The organism is Mycolicibacter acidiphilus (genome assembly GCF_018455725.1).
Classification (GTDB): Bacteria; Actinomycetota; Actinomycetes; order Mycobacteriales; family Mycobacteriaceae; genus Mycobacterium; species Mycobacterium acidiphilum.
In genome coordinates this window covers 52391-76039 of record NZ_JAHCLR010000003.1, presented here as the reverse complement: position 1 = coordinate 76039, position 23649 = coordinate 52391, and the positions used below count along the sequence as shown (strand labels likewise).

Sequence of the window (23649 nt, the reverse complement as noted above, 5' to 3'; positions counted from 1 at the left end):
TCAGTTCGTCTCCTTGCTGGTGGTGGTGGTGATCTCGGCCCGGCGGGCGCGGAAGACGGTCTGCATGTCCTTGTCTGCGACACCCGCGGTCTTGGCCTCAGCCCAGAGCCGGGTCAGGACGTCGACGGTGGTGATGTCGGCGAGCAGATCGGCGATGCGGGCCAGGTAGTCACGGCGGGCCTCGTACTCCTGCCGACCGGCGGTCAGCACGTCACTGGCGTAGCGCGCTGGCATCCCGGGGGCGGTCATGCTGCACCTCGTGCTGCGATGAGAGCCGCCTTGCGCTGCCGGAAAATGATGCGGTGCTCCGCCGGCGGGTCGGGGGTGTACGCGATGAGCCGCTCCCACACCGAGATCAGCTCGGACATCGATCCGGCCCTGGCCGCGGAGACGACGATCCCCGGCTGCACCGGGCCGTACCTGGTGATTTTTGTAGCGAGCTCGATGAGCCGGTCGGAGGCGACGTCGAGGTGCTGGGCCCGAGACAGCACATCGATCACGTGGGTGTAACCGGCCTCGAGAAGCTCGTCGTAGAGCGCCTCCTCGACGGTCATCTCCGAGTCGATCTCGAGCGGGGTAAGCAGCCCCTTCGTCCGCGTCCACTGCCGGCGGAGAATCAGGGCATCAATGGCTACACCGGCGGTCGTGGTGTCGAGAATGTACGGTCTCAGATCCCCGCTCTCCGGGTCGCCGAGCACGATGATCGCGTGGGTCATCTGCAGCGGGGTCGCGTCGGCGATGGTCTTCTCGAGCTCAACGCTGTACCGAAGACAGCGCTGGTAGACGGCCATCTGAGCCGCCCAGCTGCGCTGCGTCTCGGGCCGGTGCCAGTTACCGGAAAACTTGAAATCCAAGATCGTGGGCTTCCGGATAAGAGGGTGGGTGCCGACCACGATCCGGTCGGGCGTGCCGGCAACCCGCAGGTCGTGGCTGACGCGCGGCACCTCAACCTCACGAACCTGCATTCCGAACTGCGCCTTCAGCACCGGCCAGTTCGCCCGGACAGCCTCGATGACCTCGGGCCGGATGTCGCTGTCGTGCAGGTCGATTCCCTTGGGGAAAGCCCACTTTGACGGCGTGCGGATGGCGGTCACTGGCCCATCTCCGCGCGGTCATCGCACTCCAGCACGTAGTGCAGGTAGCTGCCGGTGTCCGCCTTCAGGCTCAGCCGGGCATCGGCCAAGGCACCCCGGACGACAGCGGTGATCTTCTTCGTGTCACCGTCGGCGGCGTTGATGGCCTTGGCGTACGCGGGGCTGCTGGACAACGTCTTAGCGAGCTCGCGCTGACGCCATTTCTCCAGTCCGACCGACGACTCCAGGCCGGAGATGAAGGTCGTGACGCGCTGGTAGGGGACGAGTTCCCCCGTCTCCGGGTCCCGGATCAGCGGCCGATCGCGGCCGTCACGCAGGAGGTTGTTCGTGAAATTCTGGCCGGTCATCAGGCACCGACCCGGTTGCGCTCGATGAGCGCCTCGATGCTTTCCTCGGTGACCATCACCCGCCGGCCGATCCGGACAGCCTCGAGTTCGCCGTCGGCGATCATCTGGCGCACCTTGGTCTCGCTGATGCCGCCGAACCGGCCACGCACGCCATCAGCTGCTGTCGCGCCTACGGGATTCAGCTGCGCCGGCTGCGCTTTCGGTCGCGCCATGGTGGTACTCCCTGGGCTTGGGCGACGCACTGTGCGTCGCGGTGTGCCTCAGTGGTACGCCGACTGCCTGACTACTGCCAAGCGACGACGCGATCCCGAAATCAACTACGTACCATGGTCTTTCGATGACACGTGCATACTTTCTGCGCATGCCCTGATCAGCCGTGATACATTGTTGGAATAGTTATGCAATGTGAGTTACGTCACCTTTTGTAAATCATTACCCAGATGCGCGCAACGCTGGGCTGCGCACCCCTGCGCGCCGTCCGGGATGATCTGATCATCGACGGCCACGACGGTGACTGGCTGGCTTCGATGCCCCGAAAGTGGTGGTGCCACCGGTGATTACGGCATCGAACCGTCAACCCGGCCGGGACACCGCCGCGCCCACGATGATGTCGGGGTTTCGCGCTCAGCTCACCGCTGCGCCGAATCGCAGCAGGTCAGGACTGTTTCGGTCGCTGCTGCGCGCGCTGCGCGGCGTCCAAGGCCGCGGCCAACCAATCCTCAACCGAGACGAACTCCACCGGGTCGACGAAGGGTGACAGCACCGCGGCGGCCGGCGGGAACCCCTCGCTGCCGTACCAGAATGGCTCGATCGCCTCGTCCCGGCGCTGTAGATCCAACCGCCAGGCATACTCGCCGCTGTACCGCTCAGGTTCCGCGGCCGTCATCGCCGCCACTGCCTCCTGGGCGGCCGTGAGGGCTCGTCCGAGGGGCTCTGGGCAGGCTCGGGGTGCTCGGTCATGCGACCATCATCGCGTCGACGCGGTGTAAACCCCTACAGGCCAACGTAATTCCATCCCGCGATCATCAATCCCGTTCGATCTCCGGGGACCCCTCAAGCTCGCCAAGTGCGTACGCCGCGGCCCTCCGGTCGGTGCCCCACGAGGCCAGCGCAGTGGCGAATAGGTACTCCCTCAACGCCCTGTCATACTCGCGAGGCTTCTCGCCGTCCGATGACCACCCCAGCGACCGCAAGTCCGCCGCAGACTCGCTCACCCCGGGTCGGCCATAGCGGAAAGTCCCGGCGTTGATGGCGCCCTGCAGCTGGTCGGACTCCAGCCCCGGCCGGATCAGCGAAGTCACCGCGAGCTGTGCCGGGCTCGCATCACCGGCCGTGATGATCGCCTGCGTGTCGACATCATCGATCACCACCAAGGCCGCCGGTCGGCCCCACTTCGACGGGGTCAGCTGTTCGATCTTCGCCTTCGGATCGGTGCACCCGGCCAGGGCCGCGACCGCGTCCGGGTTGATCCCCGGGATCCGCGTCAGGGGCAGCACACCGACCGGCAGCCGTACGCCCCCAGGGATGATCGAGACGCCGGCCGAGGTCGCGAAAACGCACCCCGGGAAGGGTTTTCCGTCGACCGCCGAATCGACGACGAAGACCGCGACGGCGACCTGCTCATCCGCCCACCCGACCCGTCGCCACTGGTCACTGAGGGCGGCGAGTCGACGATGAGCCATCTGGTCGGAGAGGGGTAGGGCCTTTACGTAGCTGGTCAGCCGGGCCACGCTTTCGCCATCGGCGGCCGTCACCGCGGTCGACGCCGCCGTCCACGCGGCTGGGAAGGGCCGGGCCTCCGGTCTGCTTCCACCGTCGCCGCCGGACGTCGGCGACGGTGGTGGTGGAGTACCAACACCCGATCCACCACCGGCCGGTGTCGGCCCCGGCGCGGACACCGTCGTCGCCCCGGGTGCTGTCGGCGCGGGTGCGGCTGGCGTGGGTTGTACGAGCACACCACTACGCCCACCGGGGCCGGTGCTGACTCCGGGGGTGACGCCGGTGCCGGGCGGGGCGGTCGAGCTCAGCCCGGGTGAGGCTGTCGGGGCCGTCATCCCGGACAGGCCGCTGAGACCGGTCGTCGGTGCTGCACCTGCTGCCGCGGCCGCCACCGGGACGGCGGTTGCTGCCTTGGTCACGATCGGTGTCGCCGACCCGGCCGCGGACGCAGATGGTGCGGCGGCAGGCTGGTTGCCGAGGGTCGTGGGTACGCCGAGCAGGCCCGTGTCCGAGGCCGGGGTGTTCGAACCGGAGTCGGACTTGGATCCTGAATCGCCGATGGATGATGCGCCGTTCGACCCGGTGGCGGTGGTGCTGCCTGCACCGGAGTTCGTCCCGGCGACGGCAGTCGGCTGGCTCGGGCTGTTCATCTGCGGCATCTGTCCGGGTTGGATCGGGCTGCCACCGCCCGCGCTGCCGGATGAGGGTGCTGAGGTGGCCGGCGTCCCCGGCGCGGTCTTCGGCTTCGGGGTGTCGGCGGTGGTCTGAGGTGCTGGTGCCTTCGCCGGTACATCCGTAATCGGCTTGTCGGCCAGCACCTTCCCGTCGCGCACAGGCTGACCCATGGCGTTCACCGGGCTGATCGTTCCGTCTGCCTGCGGGACGACGTAGACCGGGACACCGGTGGCTTCCGGCTTGCTCCCGGGCAACGCCGATGAGATCGATGAGCTCAGCTGGCGTACTTCAGTATTCAGCTGATCGGCGCGGTCGCCGATCTCATTCTGCCACTTCGTGCTTATCGCGGATTGAGCCTTCTTCTCAGCCTTGTCGATCTCTTCGGTGCCCGCCAGGCAGTCGGCGCGGATGTTCTGCTTGGCGGTTCTGATCCGGGTCGCCATTTGGTCCATCAGGGAGGCGATTCGACCGGCACTGGCTCCGTGTTTTTGGAGGTCGGCGACGGTGATGTGTAGCTGTGACAGCAGGGAATCACCTGCAGCGGAGCGGAAGTCGTCTGCGACTTGAGCGGCTGTCGGGACGGTTGCTGACGCGGCGTCGCCGTGGATGACGGTATAGCCAAAAACATGGTCGGAGACGCTCTGGCAGGCCGTGGCCGACAGCGCTGGCCAGTGCTCCCCGATCAATCCGTGGGGATCGTCTGGCTTTTCAATTTCGGTCACGATCGCAGACCAGATCGAAGCTAGACCCGACGGCCACCGATGTCGACTTTCCATCCCGGAGTGCAGCCTCGATGTCATGTCGTCCGGCCTGGAAATCAGCGTGGTCGGCACTCATGGCCCGGAGTGCGTCCTCCCGGGTTGAAGGTGCGCGATCGTATCGTCCCTGCGACTCATCCAGCACTGCCCACAGCCACCGAAGACCGGTCTTCAACTTCGCCACGTTCTCCCGCGCCGCGGACTCGGATTTCCCCGGCGCGTGTATCGCCCGAAGATCCTGCAGCACGGCGGATTCCGTCACCGCGAACTGCCGCTCGAGCTCACCACCCCCGGGACGTGTCGGTAGCTTCGCATCGGGGTTGTCAGGGCACGGGGTCGCCGAGTCCCACATCTGCACGAGGTCAACCGTCGCCGCCTTCGGTGCCACCGGCCGCGGCGACACTGACGGCCCGCAGGCGGTTAGGAGGACGGCCGTCGCGATGACCGCCACCACCGACCATCGCCCGCTGCGCCGCGCCGGGTTGCTCACGGCAAGCATGGCGGTAGCCACCCCTCTTGGGCCTCATCGACGTAGCCCGGCATCAGCATGCCCATCGTCAGATGGTGCGCGGCGAGGAGCCGCACGGCGGCGATTCCGAGCTCGCCCGTGGCTGGATCGGTGAGGCGCTCCGGCATCGTCCAGACCTCGCGGTGCATGAGGCAGCGACCCTGATCCCATCCGAGGATCATCAGCTGGAGGAGGGCCTGATGGTCGGGAGTGAGGCCGTCGAGAACGGCGTCGCGCGTGTCCTCGGTCAGCATGTGCCAATCGCGGGCCACCGTCATCAGACGGTCGAAGCCAGGCATGACGTCCTCGACGGTGGCGGTGTCTGCGCTCATTTCTCTGCTCCTTTGAACCGGCCGGCGTTGCCTTCATCAGTGCTCTCCAGCGCACGGTTCGCAGCCTCCCCGAGTCGCCCGATCGCGACGGCGTTCTCGTGGATCTTCCTGCCGCCGGCGAGCAGGCTCGCGATCGACGTGAGGACGTCGCCCGGGACCCCGCCGGTCACCGCCGGCGGGGTGAGCGCGGCGAGTGCGTCGGCGTGCGCGGCGTGGTGATCGGCCAGGGCTGCGGAGACTTGGTCGTGCTGGATCGAGATGTTGCTCATGTCGACATGCTACACCTCATGTTTAGTCATAACTAAACATCGTGTTACGCTGGCGGGGTGATCGACCTCCGCGTCTTGCGCGCCAAAGCTGGCCTGACCCAAGCCCAGGTCGCGGAGCGGCTGGGGGTGACGACCGGACGGGTGAGCCAGATAGAAGGCGGGGCGAATCTACGGCTATCGACCCTGGGCGAGTACCTCGCCGCTCTAACCGCCGACGAAGGAGAAGCCCCGATGAACGACCCCGCGATCGCGACTCTGATCGGAACGCTGTCTCGCGCCGCCGACCTCATTGGTGAGGCTCATCGCCTGGCCGACCCCGCCACATACACCGGCCAGGTCGACTGGACTTTGACGCTCGGCCGGGTCGACGGGACCACGGAAGAGCTGACCCCGGCGACGGCGGCAGGGAAGAAGGTATGAGCGGATGAGCGGACGTAACCGGGCGGCCGACGAGCTCCGCGCCGCGGCTACGGCGGAGCATCGCGCCGCGTTCGACACGATGCGGTCGGACCGGCGGTGGATGACGGCGTGGCTCATCACCGTCACAGCGCTCAGCATCGGTGGCAACGTCGGCAGCGCTGTACTCGGCCTCGGCCCGGGGTCAACCCGCACGGCGGGCATCGTGTGGGCGGCAGTCCCGCCGATCCTGCTCTGGTGGGCGGTCGAGGGGATGCCGACACTTGAGCGAATGATGGCCGAGTCCGGTAAGGATCGGATCTTGACGACGACCACCTGGGCGGTTGTCTGCGGTGCGTTCGGCTGGTCGGCGCACGGGCTCTACAGCTTCACCGTGGCCGTCCACGTGCCTCCGACACTTGCCTGGCTGGCCCCGCTGACGATCGACCTGTCCATCTTCCTGGCGACCCGCGGGCTGGTGAAGACGGCGCCGCAGTGGGCACGGATGAAGGCCGGAGTCGTGACGACCGGTCAGCCGATCGAGACCCCGCCCGCTCCGGCCAGGCCGCGGGTGAAGACGAGTGTCCTGGCGGGGCGGGAAGATGAGTCGACGGCACCCCGCCGGGGTGTGGAACGCGCCGTCATCGAGTCGCGCTCCCCGGCCGCCGAGCTGGCTCCGACGGCGGCCGATGCGACTCCCGTCGTCGGAGCCACCGACCTGCCCGAACCGTCGGCCGACGACCGCGCCACGGCGCAGCAGATCATCGCTGACGGGGTGACGATCCTTCCCGTCGACACCATCGCCCAGGTGCTCGCCGCCGTCTCCGCCGGGGTGTCTCAGAGGAAGGTCGCGGATGCCGTCGAAATCGATCGGAAGACCGTAGGGAAGGTGGTCGCTGCTGCCGGCGACCGGTTTCCCGTTCGGACGTTGACGGCTGTCGGAGCTGGGTCCGGTGGCGGTTGAGCACCTCTTGGAGGCCGACCGCGCGACGGTAATAGGGCTGCGGTGGGAGCTCCGGCTGTTCGGCCGCTACGTCCCGGCGTGGGACCCTGCGGAGCCAGAGTACGTCGCGGCCGCCTATCTGCTCTACGCCCGGGAGGCCGGCATCCGACCAATGGATGACGACAGTGGTCTCATCCTCTACTCGACACATGACGCGGATCCCGACATCGCCCGTGCTGAGCGGATGATCCTGCTCGACCTCGCCACCGGAGGACCGCTGCCTATCAACCATCAGAACTATCGATCACGCGAGTTCCGACTCACTCCGCAGTCTCTCGCGGCCGCGATCGAGCGGCTCACCGAGGACTGGCTGATCCTGGTGGATTCCACCGGGACGATCACGGCCAGGTACCCCGGCGAAGCGCCCACCGTCCGCCAGTGGCCCGCCGATCTGGCCCAGCGACGGATCAACCAGCGCCCCGGGTCGGCTGTCGCGGTGGGCCGCGTGGACCGGTCCGCGCCGGCTCCGACCGGACTGCCCCTGGCCCAGCCGTTGGCGGACCTGGTGGAGGACTCCGCCGGCGACGGCGGGGGAATCGGCGGACTGGCGGTGAATGGATCATCGGGGGAAACAAGCGCCGACCTGCGGGGACGGTCGGTGGCGGATCCGGTGGACCGCCGACCGGTGGATTCTGCCCGCGGTGAGAAGCCGTCCACCGGTGAGCGGTCCGGTGGATCGACAACGCCGTCCTCCGCCAGTTCGCCGACAGATCATCCCCGGTCCACCGGTGCCGATGGACCGGATCGGCCCGCAGCGGATCCGGTCCTCCGCCGGACCGTGCGGGCCGTCCTGGCGGCGCTGGTGTCCGCCGGGACGCCTCTCCCACGGTCCACCATCCGAAACCGCTGGCTCTCCGGACCGCAGAAGAAGAGACTCGCGGAAGCCCTCGACGCCGCGGTTGCCGCCGGCGTCGTCGCCCCAGCTGCGAGCCTTCGGGGCGCTGCCTTCATCATCAACCCCGCCCGGAAGGCCGATGTGGTCGCCGATGTGGCTGCCGTAGTCGATGAGGTGCTGGCCGCCGCCCGAGCCGGTTAGAGCACTGAGGGCAGTTAGCGCATTTAGGGCACTTACGCGTGCCCTCATCTCAGGGACGAACACCCCCACCCTCGCCTGACCTGGGAAAACGGAGTCGACTGAGCCTTCTCGCGGGAGATGAGGGCAGCTCGAAAGTGCCCTCGGTGCCCTCACCCGCGGAACCGTCTGGACACCAACCGATCTCACCCGACTTCACCCCGACCCCGTCCCGAGGTGTCCCCGACGCCAACCCGAGAGGGTGTGCAGCGCACCCAATTCCGCGTCGACCTCCCCGGGATCTGTTGCGCCACACTGCGCGCCGGAAAACTTTTTCGAGAAAAACCCCTTGACGTGTTGGCGTTCCGTCACGTGACAAATTAAAATCACATCAGCTGACGCCCTTATTCGCCTGGCGGCTCATAAGAGCATCAGCTGCGCAGCGATAAGAGGAGGCGGCCCGAAATGCCCGGTCAGGTAGCAGCTTTCACCGCGGTCACCACCGTCCTGGCAGACCTCGGCGATGACATCATCAGCCACCACCAGGGGGGCGGCGCCCCGGCAGCGGTCGCGATCATCGTGCAGGTGCTGGTGGTGGTCTTCTTCCTCATGGTGATCATCGGCGGGATCGCCGCCGTGGTCTCCGGAGGGAAATCCGCCAACGCCAAACTCCAGCAGGTACAGGCGGCGGCTCAGGCACGCTGGGAAGCAGAAGCACCCATCCGGGCCGCCCAGGCCGAGGCCGAACGGCTGGCCCGGGAGCAGGCGCAGGCGGCCGATTTGGCCGCCTGCCGGGCCGCCGCCGAACAGGAAGCCGCCCGGATCCGGTCGGAGGCCACGGCGAATGCCCAGCGTGCCGAGGCGGAACGACAGGCCGAAGAGGCCAATGCTCGGATCCGGATGGCCGCCGAAGCCGATGCCAGGGCCGCTTGGCAGCAGCAGGCCCCGCAGCCGCCGGTGGAGGAGTGGCCGGCACAGGGGCCGGCCGAGCCGGAGCCCCCGCGGGTGAAGAGCGGGGTGTGGGAAACCGCCGATGATCCGTTCGGCGATATCCGGATCGATGGATAGCTCATGGGATTCCTGCGTGAGCTTGCTGGGGCCTTCGCCGCCGGTTACCGCGGCGAGGAATATCCGCCGCCGCCGGCAGCACCCCCACCGTCGGCCGCTGATCTCATCGCAGGTGCCGAGCAGCAGGCCGCGGCGACCGTGGCCGCCGGCAGGGCCCGGGGGCAGCGATACGTGCAGCAGCTGAGGTCGCGGTATCGGCGTCTGGCCGGGGAATCAGCCGCGCGGATTGAACGGATCCGAGCGAAGCAGAAGAGCGGGTGGGAGTGATGAGCCGGTACCAGGTCTCGGAGTCCGAGCGGGAACGCCGCCGGTACGCCGAGGAGCAGGAGCGCCTCCGCTGGGAACGGAAACAGGCGGCCGCCGCGGAAGCCGACAGCGCCCGGGAAGCCCGTGAGCTTCAGCGGACGCTGGATGGGATTCGAGACCGCGGGGAACGCGAGGCGGCGGCGGAAGAATCCAGAATCCGCCGGGAAGCCGATCGGGTGATGGCGGAATCCGTGAAGGGGATCCAGGCGAAAGAGCAGGCGGCTCTCGGGGGTGCCCGAACCGTTCGGACGGGTGCGACCCACGGCGTCCGTCGGGCGATCCCCGTGTGGCATTACGGGACCAGCATGGCGGATCAGAACCTGTCGCCGAAGTTGGGGCATAACCCGGCCGGCGACGGGCCGCTGGTGTATCTCGGTCAGGGCGGCGGTATCCCGTCGTCGATGACGGCGACGGCGGTTCTCATCGCGAAACGACCGGAAGTGGCCCAGTCGAAGACGCACGCCACCTGGCACCGGCAGGTACTGATGCCTGCCTTGGAGGACGCCCGGAAACGCTATCCAGTGTTGGCGAAGCTCCGGGACGACAGCTGGTGGGCGGGGGTTTGTGAGGCAGCCGGGTTGGCCGACGTCGCCACCCGAACCGACACCCACCCCGGCACCGATCAGACCATCCCGCAGAAGGTCACCGTCAATTCCATCCCCAGCCTGGCCGGCGTGAGGATCGGCCCCGATGGTTTGGAAATCACCTACCGCCACCGGACGGGGGATTCTCCGGAGAGATGGTCGCGGGCATTGCCAGCGCTCCGGGCGGCCTTCAAGGCGGCCGGGGTGAACGCAGCGAATCTGGCAGTGACCGAGACCGCCAGCGGCGACATTCGGCTCGCCTTCCACGACCGGGATCCGTTGGCCGAATCAGTGCCCGTCAGCGGCCGTTTCGACGCCAACCGCGGGCGGTCGCTCCTCGGGATCACGGCCGGCGGGGACGAAGCCTGGATCACCTGGAATGGGTCAAGCGGGATGGTCATCGGCGGGGTCCCGGGCTCCGGTAAGACCGCCTCGATGCTCCCGGTTTTCGCCGATATGGCGGGAGCTGCTGAGCTTTTCGTCTTCGACGGTAAGGCCGGTTATGACCTGCACCCGCTGCGGCATATCGCCGCCGTCTACGACCGGAGCGGGGACGACGACGCTCCGTTGGAGACCTTGCAGAAACTGGAGGCTCTCCGGGTTGATCGGGCAGAGGCGATGCACAAATGCCTTGGTGCCAACAACTTTTGGAATATCTCGGAAGCCGATCGGAAAAAGCACGGCCTCTATCCGGTGTTCTGCGTGTTGGATGAGGTTCAGACCTGGCTGGACACCAGCGGAAAAAGCACGGAGGAGAAAGCGGTTTCCGGACAGATAACGAAGCTCGTCCGGACGCTGATTCAAAAAGGCCGGTCGGCGGGGATCGTCTGCATCTTGACCACCCAGAAACCGGACGCCCAGAGCATTCCGACGGTCATTCGCGATAACGCCGCTTTGAAACTTTGCTTCCGGGTGAGCACCCCGGAGCAGGCGGTTACCGTCTTGGGCAAACAGCCAGGAGATGCACCTGACCCAACCCGAATTCCCATGAGTTGCAAGGGCCGTGGGGTCATGGAAACCGAAGGACGGGGGATCGTTTTGCTCCAGGCGGGCTACCGCAGCCCGGAGGATTTGGAAGCGGAGCTGAAGGGGAAAATCCCGGTTCCTGACCAGGCCATGGTGGCTGCGGCGATGCTTGGCCGGAAGCCGCCGGAAGCCACACCGGAACCCCCGGCTCCCGAACCGAAACCAGCTTCCGAACAGACCCCGGCTCCCGAGCCGGCACAGGAGCCGGAACCGGAGCCCCCGACCGAACCCCCGACCGAACCCCCGGCCCCTGAATCCACCGATCCCGTCAGGGATTACGCAATCCGCGCCGGCTTGCTCCGCCCGGATGACCGCCCCGCTGGCAGCTTGGCAGACGAAGAGGACGACGGACAATGGTAGAACCGAGAATCGCTGTCGCCCTGGACATCACAACCACCGTGGTTTCTTTCGCCGCGGTCGTTGAAGGTAAACCCCTACCGCGGTGCGTGCCGATCGCTAGCCCGGATCCCGGCGGGGCCCACAGCTTCGCATCCACCTTGCATCATCACCATTCGATCGTCTCCCGGGTCATGGAAACCGTGCTGAAAGCCGGCGTCCCGGAGGTCTGTGTGCTGGTGAAAAACCTCTGGCAGGGCCCCGATCGGGATCCATCAGCTGAGCGCCGGGCCGGCCTCCGGTGGCTCCTGGCCGATGCCCTGGTCACCGCCGGTGTCCCGGTCGCCGAGATCCCGTTGTTGACCTTGAGCACCTTCATCGGGTCTTCGCCGGTTCCCGGCCGACGCGGGGCGGACGCCATCGTCTCCCGCCTGAAAGAGGCTTACCCCCGGCTTGAAATCCCAGGTCAAGGCTTCCGGGGTACCACTGCCGCGGCCGCGGTCGCCGGTGCGATGGCCTGCGGGATCGAGACCCTGATCCCGGTCACGAGCGACCGGTTGAAGATCCTGGCAGGCGCCGGGAACCGAGGGATCCAATGGCCGCCGTCACTCAAACCGCCGGCAACCCTGGGCGAATGGGCCCGACTCAACGCCAACGAAACCACCCCGGCCAACCTGGCCGGATAGAAGGAGGAGACCGAGATGACCGAACCAGACACTCACGCCGAGGCCATGGCTGCTTTCACCGCCAAGTTCGGCGGCCAGGACGCCGACGAAGACGAGGAGAAGGATTAATGAAAATTCCACTGCTGTATGCGATTCCGGTTGTCGCGGCTGCCGTCGTCGCCTCCGGCCTCGTCCTGGGCCTGGGTGCCCGCGAACACCCGGATCCGTGCGTCACCCGCGGATTCCATTCCACCGAAGAGTGTCCGGACGCCGCCGCGGTGCCGGTCGTTCTCCCACCGGACATGCGAACCGACGGCGACCGGACCCCGTTCGTCGGACGCCCCGCTCAGTCCGGCAGCTTCGATCCACCGCCGGGAGATCACACACCCCGGGTCGGCGACCCCCGCACCCCACCCGCGCCGGCGGATCATGCTCTCCCGCCGGGGGCGTTGCCGGTGGTGCCGAAATCGGTTTGAGGGCAGGGGAATTCGACCTCTGACCGGTGGCTATCGGCTTGAAAGCAAGAGAGTAACGTACCACGGTTTGATGTATGATGGAAAGCGTGACGGTTGCTACCAACGGATCCCGCCAGGCGCCAATCCCTGAAAATCCGACCGCGCCCGACTGGATCAGGACCCATCCAAACCCGGCCGTCCGCGACGTGGTCGCCGCCCTGTCTCATCTGCTCGCCGGCACCCGCCCGGAGAGGCAGGAGACCGGGAACACCTTCGCGGAGAAGGTTTTAGGTGTCACTCCGGACTCGCCGCTGACCGCCGAGCAGGCCCCGCTGACCGCGATAACCAGGATCACGTTTGGCCTGGTGCTCGCCGATTGGATCACCGAACACGGGGCGGCCGTCGGCCCGCATGGGGTACCGGCCCCGCCCAGCTGGACGATGGAAGCATTCGGTGAGGATACGAAATTTCGTCTGCCACAGAAACTTTCGGCTGGATTCCCCGCCGGGACGCTGGCTGATGTTCCCGTGGTGATCCGATTCAACGGGAGGGGCGGCTACGACGCCAACGAACTTGAAGTCGTCGCCAGGCCGTCCGATCAGGCGGTCGCGCTGGAAGTCTTGGAGAAAATTCGGGAGACGGCGAAGGCTCGGAATCCTTACCGGGGTCGGTGGCTGCGGGTGACCCTGAGCTCCGGTGGAAAGCTCGGTCTCTTGGTCGAAACCCCGCCGGAAACGAGCCGCGACCACATCGTCGCCGACGAAACCCTGTGGCGCGAGCTCGATCTGGCGATTAGATCGGTCGCGGAAGATCACGAGCGGCTCCGGGCAGCTGGGCTGGGCTGCCGCCGCGGGGTGCTGTTGTCGGGGCCGCCGGGGGTCGGGAAGAGTGCGGTGTGTGCAGCGGTGGCCGCCGAGCTGCACCGGGATCACGGATTTACGGTCTTGATCGCCGACCCGAAGGTCGGCGAATCCGCCCTCACCACGGTGATGCGTCAGGCCGCGGAGTTGGCCGGTGACACCGGTACTGCCGTCATCCTCGAAGACCTCGATCTGTTTGTGCCGTCCGATCGTAGGATCGGCGGCCGGGGGTTGGCAGAGCTCCTCGCCGCACTCGACGCAGCCCCGACTACCCGCCTGCTGACTTTGGCATCGACGAATAGTGTCTACCTCGACAAAGCCGCGGTTAGGGAGGGTCGATTTGACGCGAAAGTCGCTGTGGCACACCCGGATCGAATGACGATCGAGAAGCTGCTGAGCTGCTTCCTGCAGGGCCTCCCCGAGGCCGCCGAGGTTGACGTAGCCGCCGTCGCCGGGATGGCCGCCGCCGGTGAGACCTCAGGGGCGGCGCTGCGGGAGGCCGTCCGCCGGGCCGTCCTCGGCGGCCCGGTCACCACCGCATCACTGGGTACCGCAGTCCGGGAGATGCGGGCGCGGGCGGAGGCCGCTGCCCCAACCGACGGGAGCTACCTGTGACCACCGAGAGCCTGCTGCCCTACGTCCGTCTGACCCGGTCAGGCACCGGGGAAGCCGTGGTGCTTCTGATCACCGCCCACGGGGCCGAGCGGTTGACCCTCACCGCCGCTGCCCGGGTAGCCGGGGAGCTCACGGAGACCGTCGCCGACGCCCGCGAGCGGAGTCTCCGAGCGGACCTGGAACTGGCCGTCGGGACCCTCGCCGGCGGTGCCGAGGAGGGCGCCGCGGTGGCGAAGACGCAGGGCCTCACCCCGGGGTAGCAGGCGGAGATCCTGGCGCTGGCCCCTGATGACGGTCTGCCGGTCGACCCGTCGGGGAGCATGCCGACTATGGATCGGGCAGACTAACCTCACCGGTCGACCTGATCACCGTGTCACCCCCCGGCCCGTACCGATTGATCATCCCGGTCAGCCATTCCGCGCCGACCGGGTTCGCTGTGTGGACCCGTACGATCTTCGGCCACCCGCCGTGCTCGGCCAGGTGCAGCACGATCGGTCTCGTCGTGTCCTCGCCGCCGAGGTCGTGGTCCAGCGACAGCTCGATTACCGGGATGCCGCTGCGGAGGATCTCCAGCGCGGCGGACGATGTCCGTGCCACGGTCCAGCTCCCATCGGGCGGGTCGCGAAGATCGTCGACGAAGAGTTTGATGGGTGATGGCTTCTTCCCGGCGGGATGGCCTGCGCCGTACTCGATCGGGCCGCTGACCGTGTAGTCACCAACCTCGATCGACCGGGAGAGGCCCTCGTAGTAAGCGTCGTCGCGGACGGTCTCGGCGGCATCTCGGTGATCGCCTCCAGCGTCTTCGCGGTCACCGTCGGCGGGCTGGCCCATGGAGACGATTCTAGGGAGCTGGAACAGCCCGGTGATGTCAGGATGTGTCACAGAGATGTCACAAGACCTGTACCCGAACCCCCACTCCAACACACTGAAAGCCCAGGTCAGGCGAGTTAGGCATAGTTCGGCGACCTGGGAGAACGTGTCTGCCTTCGAACTGAAAAGCGGAAGGTCGCCGGTTCGATCCCGGCCCTGGCCACTTGGCTTTTCGGTCTCGACAGGCCGCTTTTCGGTCCCCTCGGACCCACGACCCGGGTCATGCACTCCGCCCGCAGCGGCCATGGCTGAGTGCACACGCCTTGTTGCCGACGTCACCTGCCGAGCCACCGAGTTGCGGGTGATCAGCCGGAGCGCTGGCTGTCTTCCGCCACCCGCGGTCGCAGGATCTCGGCGACCTCGGTCATCTTGTGCCGCGTCACCAGCAGCTCAAGGATCTGCCCCGCGGTCTGCGGCGGGTTGGTCCGGCGATTCGCCATCTCTCGCAACGCGCGCACCCCAGCATGCGGGTGTGCTGAGACGGTGTTGGCGGCGAACTGATGCGGGTACACGGTCTCGACATCGGCCTCCACGAGCACGCGTGCCGTGCTGAACCCAGCACGGCGATCATCGGTGACGATGGCGTCGGCTTTGCCGATGATTGCCGCGTGAACGACGTGGCCGTCGTCGGGGTCGTTGAGTCCGTAGCCGTACTCGCGGTCTTTGGGGGCGTGAACCTCCGAGCCCGGGAACGCCTGCTTCAGCTGGTTGAACAAATGCTGTCGGCGAACGGCGCTATCGCTGATCCCGCGCTTGCTGTGGAGGCCGGCGAGTACGTAATCCAGCTCGAAGAGAATCCCAGATCCCCACAGCGGTGCGTACGCCTCCTCAGTGGCGAGTTGCAGCAGGAAGTCGCGCTGAAGGTTCGGCACCAGAGCACAGGTGTCGAGGACAGCCCGATACATGTGCGCGAGTCTTTCAGAAGCCGCGGACGGTCAACGCTTGCGTTTCGCCTCGGTGAGCAACTGGGTGACCTCGTCGGCGTCGGCTTCCGCAAACTCTGCCGAGCTCTCGGTGATGAACCGGTTGCGGCGAGTGCGAAGCTCCTCGCGGTAGGCAAGGACATCAGCGAGGCGGAGCTTGCGACGGACTGCGCCCGGCACATGCGCGTGCAACTCTCCGTCTTGGATGAGGCGAACCACGGTGGGGCGGCTCAGGCCGAGGATCTCGGCAGCCTGCTGGGTGGAGATTTCCTGGTCGCGAGTGAGGATGCTTATCGACTGGCCGCGGCTGAGGGCGTGGACGACACGTTTGAGAACCTCGTGAAGCTGCTCGGTCAGTTCGACGCGGTCGTGTTCGCCCGCGCCGGACAAGAAGAAGGCGGGCGCAGGAGATGTCCTGTGTCGGGCCTCGTGCGCCTCGATGAAGCTGAGGACATTGGCAAGCCCATCGGCATCGGCTGGAACCGGGCTGACGATCTCCGCGGAGCCGGTGCTCATCGGTCACCTCACTTTTCGTCCCACCCTCGGAATGCGACCAGTCTAACGAAGTTGCGAAAGTTACGAAAGGGTGGTGAGGCGTCAGGCGTCGACAACCGCGTCCGTGGTGGGTGCGGGCGAGTCGGTGCCCCGCCTCCTGTGGTGATTGGCGTCCGGTGGCGGGTGGTGGCCGGCCAAGCGGTGGACGGTTCCGTCGTCGACGTGCTCATAGACTTGGCCGCTGTGCGCCTTGGATTCCCACCGCTTACGGCCGCAATCGCCGTCGCCGCCGTGATCGCGGCCACCGTCCTGCCGACCACCGCGACGGCCAGTGACAAGCTGCTGCTCGGCGGTGGAGCCGGGATCGCACTCAACGGCGACACGCTGTGCACGCTGACCGCGATCGGATACGACGACGCGGGCCGGCTGATCGGCTTCACCGCCGCGCACTGCGGGGGAGTGGGCGCACCCGTCGTCGTCGACGGCGCCGACGACGAGGGCGTCGTCGGCACGGTGACGGCCACCGACGACGGTCTCGGCTACGCGGTGATCGAATTCGATCCCGCCAAGGTGGCCGGCATCCGCAACTACGAGGGCTTTGCGATCAAGGGCGTCGACACCGACCCCGGTCACGCGCAGCAGGCCTGCATGCTCGGCCACGTCACCGGTGTCACCTGCTGGGACGGTGACTCCGGCGCGGTGAACCCCGACGGCAACGAGTGGTGGCAGCCGGGCGATGACGGGGCGCCGGTCACGGTCGACGACCTGATCGTCGGCATGGTCCCCGACGGCTCCGTTCCGGTCGCGCCACTGGCCCAGCCGGCGTCGGGGATCGTGTCGTTCAGTGCGATCCTCGACGACGTGAACACCCGGGGCGGTTCGGGCGCCGGGTTCACCCTGGCCGATTAGCGGTCAGTTGCCGATGTAGCCCTTACCCAGGTTGACGATGTTGCAGGTGGCGCCCTTCACGGCCGGGGCGGGCACATTGTTGGTGTGCGACACGATGGTTCGCCCGTTGACCGAGACCCGGCAGGTGATCGACCCCGGGGCGTCGCCCGGATGCGAGCCGGTGAAGGTCAGCGACCGTGCGTCGCCGTTGTAGTCGAACGCCGTCGACCACGGCAGGCCGACAGTCGTCACCTCCGGCTGGCCGTCGGCGCCTATATACGACACCAGCACACCCTCGGTGAAGGTTCCGGTCAGTTCGAACACGATCGGGATCGCGGCGTACGCCGGCGCGGGCGCGATGAGGGGTGCGACAACACCCAGGACGGCGACGGCGGACAGTCCACGGACCCGGCGAGTGATCGATTTCATACGCAGATGGTAGCGCCCGAGATTCCCAGAGTTCTCCTAATAGAATACTGAGTAACTTTGAGGTACGTTCAGCCTGGTTCGCGATTCCGAGGCGTTGCGCGGACGGCGGTCATCAGAGTTCCGGAAGTTGGCGGTATGTCGGGTCACGGCGCAGGGACACGTCGGTTCGTCGGCGCCGTGTTGGGCGTGTCCGTGGCGTTCGGGCTGGTCCCGTCGGCGCGGGCCGACTTCGACTTCGACCAGCTGTTGGACCCGTCGACGTGGTTCGCGGTGCCGGATGCGGACCTGGCCGGGGCCGCTGCCGCCGACGGGACCGCACTGCCGTACGGCGCGGTGCCGCTGCAGGTGGTGGAGACCATTCACGGCCAGGAACCGGTGGTCGACGTCTCGATCGGCGGCGGACCGACCGTGCCACTGGTGGTCGACACCGGGTCGGCCGGCGTCATCGTCCCGATCTGGGACCTGGGCTGGCAGCAACTGGCCTTCCCGACCGGCATCGGCATGTCCGAAATGGGCGGCGGCAACTACTTCTTCTACCTGCAGATCCCGGAGACCGTCGACTTCGGCAACGGCCTGGTCAGCAATCCGACCACCATCGACGCGGTCTTCTTCACGTTCCCGGCGTCGTTCACCGCGCCGCTGCTGCCCGCGGAGGGCCTGCTCGGCATCGGCGTGAACCAGGTCGGGCCGGAGTCCGAGCCGATGACCGCCGCAATGCCCGGAAACCTCAGCGACGGTGTGCTGATCGACGAGCCGCAGCACCTGCTGCAGTTCGGTCCGAACCCGCTGCCGGTGCGGGCCGTGGTCGAGGGGGCGCCGGGCGCACAGCTCACCGTGCAGTTCAACGACGGTCCGCTGCAGCAGATCACCGCCGTCATCGATTCCGGTGGAAAGTTCGGCGAATTCCCCGCGTCGGTGATCCCCGCCGACGTCGCCACCCACCTCGGAATCGGGAACCTGCAGTACCTCGACATGCAGACGCGCATCTCGGTGTACACCGCCGACGGCGCGACGCTGCTGTACTCCTATATCCCGACCGGCTTCGACGACGACCCCATCGTCACCGGCGGCAGCACCCTCGACTCCTACCTGAACAGCGTCAACACCGGGAACATCCTGTTCGCGCAGAACCCCGTCTACATCTCGAACTCGCCGAGCGGCGTCGGTCAGACGATCTTCGACCAACTGCCGCAGTGACTCAGCGGCGCAGGGTGTCGGGGCACAGTTCGGTCTGGGCGGCGTCGATCTGAACGTCCGCGGCCTCCGGGCTGTAGTAGAACGTGTTGGTGAGCTGGCGGACCAGGTCGCCCGACGAGGTGCCGGACCGGTAGGTGCCGGTCTGGCCGTACATCCGGAGCAGCGCGCAGACGTAGCGGCCGGAGGACAGCTTGACGGTGTCGGTGACGGGGACCGCCACGCCGGACTGGTCGACCTTGGCCAGGTAGCTGGCGTCGTCGGCGTGTGCGGCCGGTAGCACGGTGAGGGACGCAATCGCCATGGCGATTCCGGCGCCGGTGGAGATCATTCGCATGACGTCCATCGTGCCACCTCCGGCGCGTAAATCCCCGCGCGCCTCCAACTGCCTGACTATGGTGCAGCCATGGCTGTGAAGGATTCCCGCGAAGTCGTCATCGAAGCGAGCCCCGAGGAGATCTTGGACGTCATCGCCGACGTCGCCTCGGTCCCGGACTGGTCGCCGCAGTACCAGAGCGCCGAGGTGCTCGACACCCACGACGACGGCCGGCCGCGCCGGGTGCGGATCCGGATCAAGGCTGCCGGCCTCACCGACGAACAGGTCATCGAGTACACCTGGGCCGCCGACAGCGTCGGCTGGACGCTGATCTCCGCCGGCCAGCTCAAGGCGCAGGACGCCAAGTACACGCTCACCCCGCAGGGGGACAAGACCAAGGTCCGCTTCGACATGAACGTCGACCCGTCGATCCCACTGCCGGGCTTCCTGCTCAAGAGCACGCTCAAGGGCGGCATGAAGACCGCGACCGACGGCCTGCGCGACCAGGTCATCAAGATCAAAAAGGGTCGCTGACCGGGGCCGTTGAAACCCTGCCGGCGACCGGCGTCGGGACTAGGCTCAAGGTAGTGGCTGTTCGGGCATCGCGGGAGATCGTCATCGATGCGCCGTTGGAGAGAATCCTCGACGTCATCGCGGATTTCGACGCGGTACCCACGTGGTCGTCGATCCACCGGAGCGCCGAGATCGTCGACCGGTTCCCGGACGGCAGACCGCATCGCGTGAAGGTCACGATCAAGGTGGTCGGCTTGGTCGATCGGGAACTGCTGGAGTTTCAATGGGGCCCGGATTGGGTTCTGTGGGACGCGATCGCAACCTTCCACCAGCACGGGCAGCACGGCGAGTACACGCTGCATGCCGAGGAGCCTGACCGGACCCGGGTGGAGTTCGCGGTCACCTGGGAGCCGTCGGCGCTGCTGCCGGGATTCCTGGTCAACCGCGCCCGCAACCAGGTTCTGACCGCAGCGACCGACGGGCTTCGGTCCCGGGTGATGACGGTGCTGGCAACGGGGAAGTCGGGAACCTGATGGCGGTCCGGGCATCTCGCGAGATCGTGATCGACGCGCCGCCGGAGGCGATCCTGGATGCGCTCGCCGATGTGACCGACCTGGTGTCGTGGTCACCGGTGCACAAGCGGATGGAGGTGCTCGACTCCTACGCCGACGGCCGCCCCCACCATGTCCGCGCAACCATCAAGGTGCTCGGCCTGGTGGATCACGAGATCCTGGAGTACCACTGGGGCCCGGACTGGATGATCTGGGACGCCAAGGCGACCGCACAGCAGCGCGGTCAGCACGTCGAATACACCCTCAAACGTGAGGGCGTCGATCAGACCCGGGTGCGCTTCGACATCACCGTCGAACCCTCCGGGCCGATCCCGGGGTTCCTGGTGCGGCGGGCCAGCAAGCTGGTGCTGCAGACCGCCACCGAGCGGCTACGTCAGCGGGTCATGGGCGGCGCGGCGAATCCCCAGCCGTGATCGGACGCAGCGCCTCCAGCCGCCGCAGCGCCTCGTCGAGGGTGGCGTCGGGTTTGACGAACGTGAACCGCACCAGGTGATTCCAGTCGTTCCTCCCCGCGTCCGGTACGCAGAAGGCCGACATCGGGATCGCCGCAACCCCGGCGCGATGCGGCAACTCCGCGCAGAACGCCGTGCTGTCGTCGTACCCGAGCGGGCGCGGGTCGGCGCAGAGGAAATACGTGCCGAAACTGTCGTGCACGTCGAAGCCGATCCGCTGCAGCCCGGCCGAGAGCCGGTCCCGTCGGGCCTGCATCGTCGCGCGCAACTGCGCCACCCAGTCGTCGCCGGTGTTCAGTGCGAGTGCCACCGCCGGCTGAAACGGCGCCCCGCCGACGTAGCTCAGATACTGCTTGGCCGCCCGGACGCCGGCGATCAACTCCGCCGGCCCGCAGGCCCAGCCGATCTTCCAGCCGGTGCAGTTGAACATCTTCGCCGCACTGGAGATCGTCACCGTGCGCTGTGCCATGCCGGGCAGGCCGGCGATCGCCCGATGGCTGCGGCCCGGGTAGACCAGGTGCTCGTAGACCTCGTCGGAGATCACCAGCAGGTCGGCTGAGACCGCGATCTCGGCGATCGCGGCCAGTTCGGCGTCGGACAGCACCATCCCGGTCGGGTTGTGCGGGGAGTTGACGATCAGCGCCCGGGTGGCGGGGGTGACCGCGCGACGCAACGCGTCGACATCCAGAGCGAAACCGCGGCCGTCGGCAACCAGCGGGACGCTGACCCGTCGGCAGCCGGCCATCGCGACCACCGGGGAGTAGGAGTCGTAGAACGGCTCGATCAGCAGCACCTCCGAGCCCGGTTCGACCAGCCCGAACACCGCCGCGGCGATCGCCTCGGTGGCGCCGACCGTCACCAGCACCTCGGTCTCCGGGTCGTAGTCGACACCGTGGCGCCGCTTACGTTGCGCCGCAACGGCTTCCCGCAGCGCCGGGATCCCCGGCCCGGGTGGGTACTGGTTGATCCCCTGATCGATCGCGTCGCACGCGGCCTGCAGCATCGCCGGCGGGCCGTCCTCGTCGGGGAAGCCCTGGCCCAGGTTGACCGCGCCGATCCTTGCGGCCAGCGCCGACATCTCCGCGAAGATCGTGGTGGCATAGGGCTGCAGCCGCGACACCGTCATAATCGGCCAGCTTAGGAGCCGGTGCGCTCAGTTCGCTCAGCGGCGCCCGAACCCCTCGAAGATGTTCCAGGACTGGCTGCCCCTGACCGCGTGCAGGTAATAGGCCCAGTTGGCGGTGGTCATGGCGCCAGCGGCGAAACCGAGGCCGATCGCCCGCAGGATCTGGTCGCTGACGTCGGCGGCCACGCCCAGCGTCCCGGCGGCGATCGCCGCCCCGGCCCACACCAGGCCCTTGCGCCACATGCCTTTGACGAAGAAGTAGAACGGGAAGAACACGAACGCAAGGAAATTCGAGTTGATCCGCATCCGCTCGCGCCACGGCAGCGCCTTGAAAGCGGCCCGCGCCTCCGGCGACGACGTCGGCAGGCCGTAGGCGTCGAAGAACGCGAAGCGCTGCTGCCAGGACGGGGAAAGGCTCTCGGAGGTCGGGGCATCGGTCATGGGCAGCAGTGTAGGCAGCCGTCTTGTTCCGGCCGGCCGGTGCGACCGTCGCCGCCTCCCAACCATCCGGTTGATAGGGGGTCCCTGTTAGGGTGGCTGACAGGGGACTACTCTCCCAGCAGACGTAATCGAACAACCCACGTCGAACCCGAAATTGAAGAGGAATTCCAGCCATGTCCGAAGAAGCCTTCATCTACGAGGCCATCCGCACGCCGCGGGGCAAGCAGAAGAACGGATCCCTGAACGAGATCAAGCCGCTGAACCTGGTCGTCGGGCTGATCGACGAACTGCGCTCGCGCTTCCCCGACCTCGACGTCAACCAGATCAGCGACAACGTGATGGGCGTGGTGTCGCCGGTCGGTGACCAGGGCGGCGACATCGCCCGCACCGCGGTGCTGGCGGCCGGCCTGCCGGAGACCACCGGCGGCGTGCAGCTCAACCGGTTCTGCGCGTCCGGCCTGGAGGCGATCAACATCGGTGCGGCCAAGGTGCGCGCCGGCTTCGACGACCTGGTGCTCGCCGGCGGTGTGGAGTCGATGAGCCGGGTGCCGATGGGCTCCGACGGCGGCGCCTGGGCGTCGGACCCCGAGACCAACTACCAGATCGGCTTCGTCCCGCAGGGCATCGGCGCCGACCTGATCGCCACCATCGAGGGCTTCTCCCGCGAGGACGTCGACGCCTACGCGGTGCGCAGCCAGGACAAGGCCGCCGCGGCCTGGTCCGGCGGCTACTTCGCCAAGTCGGTGGTCCCGGTCCGTGATCAGAACGGGCTGCTCGTGCTCGACCACGACGAGCACATGCGCCCCGGCAGCACCGTCGAGAGCATGGGCAAGCTGCGGACCGCGTTCGACGGTCTCGGCGAGATCGGCTTCGACGCGGTGGCGCTGCAGAAGTACCACAACGTGGAGAAGATCAACCACGTGCACACCGGCGGCAACAGCTCCGGGATCGTCGACGGTGCCGCGCTGGTGCTGGTCGGTTCCGAGAAGGCCGGCAAGGAGCAGGGCCTGACCCCGCGGGCGCGGATCGTCGCGGCCGCCACCAGCGGCGCAGACCCGGTCATCATGCTGACCGGCCCCACCCCGGCCACCCGCCGGGTGCTGGACCGCGCCGGCCTGACCGTCGACGACATCGACCTGTTCGAGATCAATGAGGCGTTCGCCTCGGTGGTGCTGAAGTTCCAGAAGGACCTCAACATCCCCGACGAGAAGCTCAACGTCAACGGCGGCGCCATCGCGATGGGCCACCCGCTGGGCGCCACCGGCGCGATGATCACCGGCACCATGGTCGACGAGCTCGAGCGCCGCGGCCTGCGCCGCGCCCTGATCACGCTGTGCATCGGCGGCGGCATGGGCGTCGCGACCATCATCGAGCGCGTCTGAGACATCCAAGCGGAAGAGAA

32 protein-coding genes and 1 tRNA gene are annotated in these 23649 nt (G+C 67.4%); 16 read left to right on the top strand and 17 right to left on the bottom strand.

Going from position 1 to position 23649, the window contains the following annotated elements; genetic code table 11:
* The 6 genes from KIH27_RS02115 to KIH27_RS02090 all read right to left on the bottom strand — a co-directional run bounded on the left by KIH27_RS02115 (position 1) and on the right by KIH27_RS02090 (position 3171).
* A complete protein-coding gene (locus KIH27_RS02115; RefSeq protein WP_214091266.1) occupies positions 1–249 on the bottom strand; it encodes a hypothetical protein in 249 nt (82 codons plus the stop codon).
* Complete coding sequence (locus KIH27_RS02110; RefSeq protein WP_214091265.1) at positions 246–1094, bottom strand: hypothetical protein; 849 nt, start codon at positions 1092–1094, stop codon at positions 246–248. Before KIH27_RS02110 ends, KIH27_RS02115 begins: the two co-directional genes overlap by 4 nt.
* Entirely contained in the window at positions 1091–1441 is a 351-nt protein-coding gene (locus tag KIH27_RS02105; protein WP_214091264.1) for a hypothetical protein, read from the bottom strand. The genes KIH27_RS02110 and KIH27_RS02105 overlap by 4 nt, the downstream gene beginning before the upstream one ends.
* Complete coding sequence (locus tag KIH27_RS02100; protein ID WP_214091263.1) at positions 1441–1653, bottom strand: helix-turn-helix domain-containing protein; 213 nt, start codon at positions 1651–1653, stop codon at positions 1441–1443. Before KIH27_RS02100 ends, KIH27_RS02105 begins: the two co-directional genes overlap by 1 nt.
* A 443-nt stretch (positions 1654–2096) precedes the next feature.
* On the bottom strand, positions 2097–2327 hold the full coding sequence (locus KIH27_RS02095) for a hypothetical protein (protein WP_214091262.1): 231 nt from the start codon (positions 2325–2327) through the stop codon (positions 2097–2099).
* A gap of 139 nt (positions 2328–2466) precedes the next feature.
* Positions 2467–3171 (bottom strand): hypothetical protein, encoded by a 705-nt coding sequence (locus KIH27_RS02090; protein ID WP_214091261.1) that lies wholly within the window; start codon positions 3169–3171, stop codon positions 2467–2469.
* A 271-nt stretch (positions 3172–3442) separates the two neighbouring features.
* On the opposite strand from KIH27_RS02090, the gene KIH27_RS02085 reads away from it, so the two are divergent.
* Positions 3443–3928 carry a hypothetical protein gene (locus tag KIH27_RS02085; RefSeq protein WP_214091260.1) on the top strand — a complete coding sequence of 162 codons (486 nt, stop codon included), beginning with the start codon at positions 3443–3445 and terminating at the stop codon, positions 3926–3928.
* Between the two features lie 615 nt (positions 3929–4543).
* Here KIH27_RS02085 and KIH27_RS02080 read toward each other — a convergent pair.
* The 3 genes from KIH27_RS02080 to KIH27_RS02070 are packed head-to-tail and all read right to left on the bottom strand — an operon-like array spanning position 4544 to position 5702.
* Complete coding sequence (locus KIH27_RS02080) at positions 4544–5083, bottom strand: hypothetical protein (protein ID WP_214091259.1); 540 nt, start codon at positions 5081–5083, stop codon at positions 4544–4546.
* Positions 5080–5433, bottom strand: coding sequence for a hypothetical protein (locus tag KIH27_RS02075; RefSeq protein WP_214091258.1), 354 nt, complete (start codon positions 5431–5433; stop codon positions 5080–5082). Before KIH27_RS02075 ends, KIH27_RS02080 begins: the two co-directional genes overlap by 4 nt.
* On the bottom strand, positions 5430–5702 hold the full coding sequence (locus KIH27_RS02070; RefSeq protein ID WP_214091257.1) for a hypothetical protein: 273 nt from the start codon (positions 5700–5702) through the stop codon (positions 5430–5432). The genes KIH27_RS02075 and KIH27_RS02070 overlap by 4 nt, the downstream gene beginning before the upstream one ends.
* 57 nt (positions 5703–5759) lie before the next feature.
* Here KIH27_RS02070 and KIH27_RS02065 point away from each other — a divergent pair, with 57 nt between their 5' ends.
* The 6 genes from KIH27_RS02065 to KIH27_RS02040 all read left to right on the top strand — a co-directional run bounded on the left by KIH27_RS02065 (position 5760) and on the right by KIH27_RS02040 (position 12119).
* Positions 5760–6122: a helix-turn-helix domain-containing protein gene (locus KIH27_RS02065; RefSeq protein ID WP_214091256.1), complete on the top strand. Its 363-nt coding sequence runs from the start codon at positions 5760–5762 to the stop codon at positions 6120–6122.
* A 4-nt stretch (positions 6123–6126) separates the two neighbouring features.
* A complete protein-coding gene (locus KIH27_RS02060) occupies positions 6127–7062 on the top strand; it encodes a hypothetical protein (RefSeq protein ID WP_214091255.1) in 936 nt (311 codons plus the stop codon).
* Positions 7052–8137: a hypothetical protein gene (locus KIH27_RS02055; RefSeq protein ID WP_214091254.1), complete on the top strand. Its 1086-nt coding sequence runs from the start codon at positions 7052–7054 to the stop codon at positions 8135–8137. The genes KIH27_RS02060 and KIH27_RS02055 overlap by 11 nt, the downstream gene beginning before the upstream one ends.
* 441 nt (positions 8138–8578) lie before the next feature.
* Positions 8579–9181 (top strand): hypothetical protein, encoded by a 603-nt coding sequence (locus KIH27_RS02050; RefSeq protein ID WP_214091253.1) that lies wholly within the window; start codon positions 8579–8581, stop codon positions 9179–9181.
* A gap of 266 nt (positions 9182–9447) precedes the next feature.
* Positions 9448–11457: a hypothetical protein gene (locus KIH27_RS02045; RefSeq protein WP_214091252.1), complete on the top strand. Its 2010-nt coding sequence runs from the start codon at positions 9448–9450 to the stop codon at positions 11455–11457.
* 170 nt (positions 11458–11627) lie between these two features.
* Positions 11628–12119, top strand: a complete 492-nt coding sequence (locus KIH27_RS02040) for a hypothetical protein (protein ID WP_214091251.1) — start codon at positions 11628–11630, stop codon at positions 12117–12119.
* Positions 12120–12223: 104 nt separating this feature from the next.
* On the opposite strand, the gene KIH27_RS02035 is transcribed toward KIH27_RS02040, so the two are convergent.
* Positions 12224–12529 (bottom strand): hypothetical protein, encoded by a 306-nt coding sequence (locus KIH27_RS02035; RefSeq protein WP_214091250.1) that lies wholly within the window; start codon positions 12527–12529, stop codon positions 12224–12226.
* A 119-nt stretch (positions 12530–12648) separates the two neighbouring features.
* Here KIH27_RS02035 and KIH27_RS02030 point away from each other — a divergent pair, with 119 nt between their 5' ends.
* Together KIH27_RS02030 and KIH27_RS02025 are read left to right on the top strand one after the other, a co-directional pair.
* On the top strand, positions 12649–14028 hold the full coding sequence (locus KIH27_RS02030; protein WP_214091249.1) for an ATP-binding protein: 1380 nt from the start codon (positions 12649–12651) through the stop codon (positions 14026–14028).
* Positions 14025–14288, top strand: coding sequence for a hypothetical protein (locus tag KIH27_RS02025; protein ID WP_214091248.1), 264 nt, complete (start codon positions 14025–14027; stop codon positions 14286–14288). Before KIH27_RS02030 ends, KIH27_RS02025 begins: the two co-directional genes overlap by 4 nt.
* Before the next feature lie 67 nt (positions 14289–14355).
* On the opposite strand, the gene KIH27_RS22330 is transcribed toward KIH27_RS02025, so the two are convergent.
* Positions 14356–14859, bottom strand: a complete 504-nt coding sequence (locus KIH27_RS22330; protein ID WP_250149443.1) for a cyclic-phosphate processing receiver domain-containing protein — start codon at positions 14857–14859, stop codon at positions 14356–14358.
* Between the two features lie 129 nt (positions 14860–14988).
* On the opposite strand from KIH27_RS22330, the gene KIH27_RS02015 reads away from it, so the two are divergent.
* Positions 14989–15061: transfer RNA gene (locus KIH27_RS02015), tRNA-OTHER, on the top strand.
* Positions 15062–15203: 142 nt separating this feature from the next.
* Here KIH27_RS02015 and KIH27_RS02010 read toward each other — a convergent pair.
* Together KIH27_RS02010 and KIH27_RS02005 are read right to left on the bottom strand one after the other, a co-directional pair.
* A complete protein-coding gene (locus tag KIH27_RS02010; RefSeq protein ID WP_214091247.1) occupies positions 15204–15803 on the bottom strand; it encodes a PIN domain-containing protein in 600 nt (199 codons plus the stop codon).
* 30 nt (positions 15804–15833) lie between these two features.
* Positions 15834–16337 carry a helix-turn-helix domain-containing protein gene (locus tag KIH27_RS02005; protein ID WP_214091246.1) on the bottom strand — a complete coding sequence of 168 codons (504 nt, stop codon included), beginning with the start codon at positions 16335–16337 and terminating at the stop codon, positions 15834–15836.
* Positions 16338–16559: 222 nt separating this feature from the next.
* On the opposite strand from KIH27_RS02005, the gene KIH27_RS02000 reads away from it, so the two are divergent.
* Complete coding sequence (locus KIH27_RS02000; RefSeq protein ID WP_214091245.1) at positions 16560–17225, top strand: chymotrypsin family serine protease; 666 nt, start codon at positions 16560–16562, stop codon at positions 17223–17225.
* Between the two features lie 3 nt (positions 17226–17228).
* On the opposite strand, the gene KIH27_RS01995 is transcribed toward KIH27_RS02000, so the two are convergent.
* Positions 17229–17633 (bottom strand): hypothetical protein, encoded by a 405-nt coding sequence (locus tag KIH27_RS01995; protein ID WP_214091244.1) that lies wholly within the window; start codon positions 17631–17633, stop codon positions 17229–17231.
* Between the two features lie 186 nt (positions 17634–17819).
* Between KIH27_RS01995 and KIH27_RS01990 the strand changes: the two genes are divergently transcribed.
* A complete protein-coding gene (locus KIH27_RS01990; protein WP_214091243.1) occupies positions 17820–18830 on the top strand; it encodes a PecA family PE domain-processing aspartic protease in 1011 nt (336 codons plus the stop codon).
* Position 18831: 1 nt separating this feature from the next.
* Here the strand turns inward: KIH27_RS01990 and KIH27_RS01985 are convergent, their stop codons facing one another.
* A complete protein-coding gene (locus KIH27_RS01985) occupies positions 18832–19173 on the bottom strand; it encodes a DUF732 domain-containing protein (RefSeq protein ID WP_214091242.1) in 342 nt (113 codons plus the stop codon).
* Between the two features lie 60 nt (positions 19174–19233).
* Between KIH27_RS01985 and KIH27_RS01980 the strand changes: the two genes are divergently transcribed.
* From KIH27_RS01980 to KIH27_RS01970, 3 genes are read left to right on the top strand one after another with little or no spacing between them, the layout of a single operon-like run.
* The gene (locus KIH27_RS01980; protein WP_214091241.1) at positions 19234–19677 is read left to right on the top strand and encodes an SRPBCC family protein; all 444 of its coding nucleotides are present in this window, start codon (positions 19234–19236) and stop codon (positions 19675–19677) included.
* A 53-nt stretch (positions 19678–19730) separates the two neighbouring features.
* The gene (locus tag KIH27_RS01975) at positions 19731–20189 is read left to right on the top strand and encodes an SRPBCC family protein (RefSeq protein ID WP_214091240.1); all 459 of its coding nucleotides are present in this window, start codon (positions 19731–19733) and stop codon (positions 20187–20189) included.
* Positions 20189–20641 (top strand): SRPBCC family protein, encoded by a 453-nt coding sequence (locus KIH27_RS01970; RefSeq protein WP_214091239.1) that lies wholly within the window; start codon positions 20189–20191, stop codon positions 20639–20641. The genes KIH27_RS01975 and KIH27_RS01970 overlap by 1 nt, the downstream gene beginning before the upstream one ends.
* On the opposite strand, the gene KIH27_RS01965 is transcribed toward KIH27_RS01970, so the two are convergent.
* Together KIH27_RS01965 and KIH27_RS01960 are read right to left on the bottom strand one after the other, a co-directional pair.
* Positions 20610–21806: a pyridoxal phosphate-dependent aminotransferase gene (locus KIH27_RS01965; protein ID WP_214091238.1), complete on the bottom strand. Its 1197-nt coding sequence runs from the start codon at positions 21804–21806 to the stop codon at positions 20610–20612. The genes KIH27_RS01970 and KIH27_RS01965 overlap by 32 nt on opposite strands.
* A gap of 36 nt (positions 21807–21842) precedes the next feature.
* Entirely contained in the window at positions 21843–22247 is a 405-nt protein-coding gene (locus KIH27_RS01960) for a DUF2628 domain-containing protein (protein WP_214091237.1), read from the bottom strand.
* Positions 22248–22420: 173 nt separating this feature from the next.
* On the opposite strand from KIH27_RS01960, the gene KIH27_RS01955 reads away from it, so the two are divergent.
* Positions 22421–23629, top strand: coding sequence for an acetyl-CoA C-acetyltransferase (locus KIH27_RS01955; protein ID WP_214091236.1), 1209 nt, complete (start codon positions 22421–22423; stop codon positions 23627–23629).
* Positions 23630–23649: the final 20 nt, after the last annotated feature.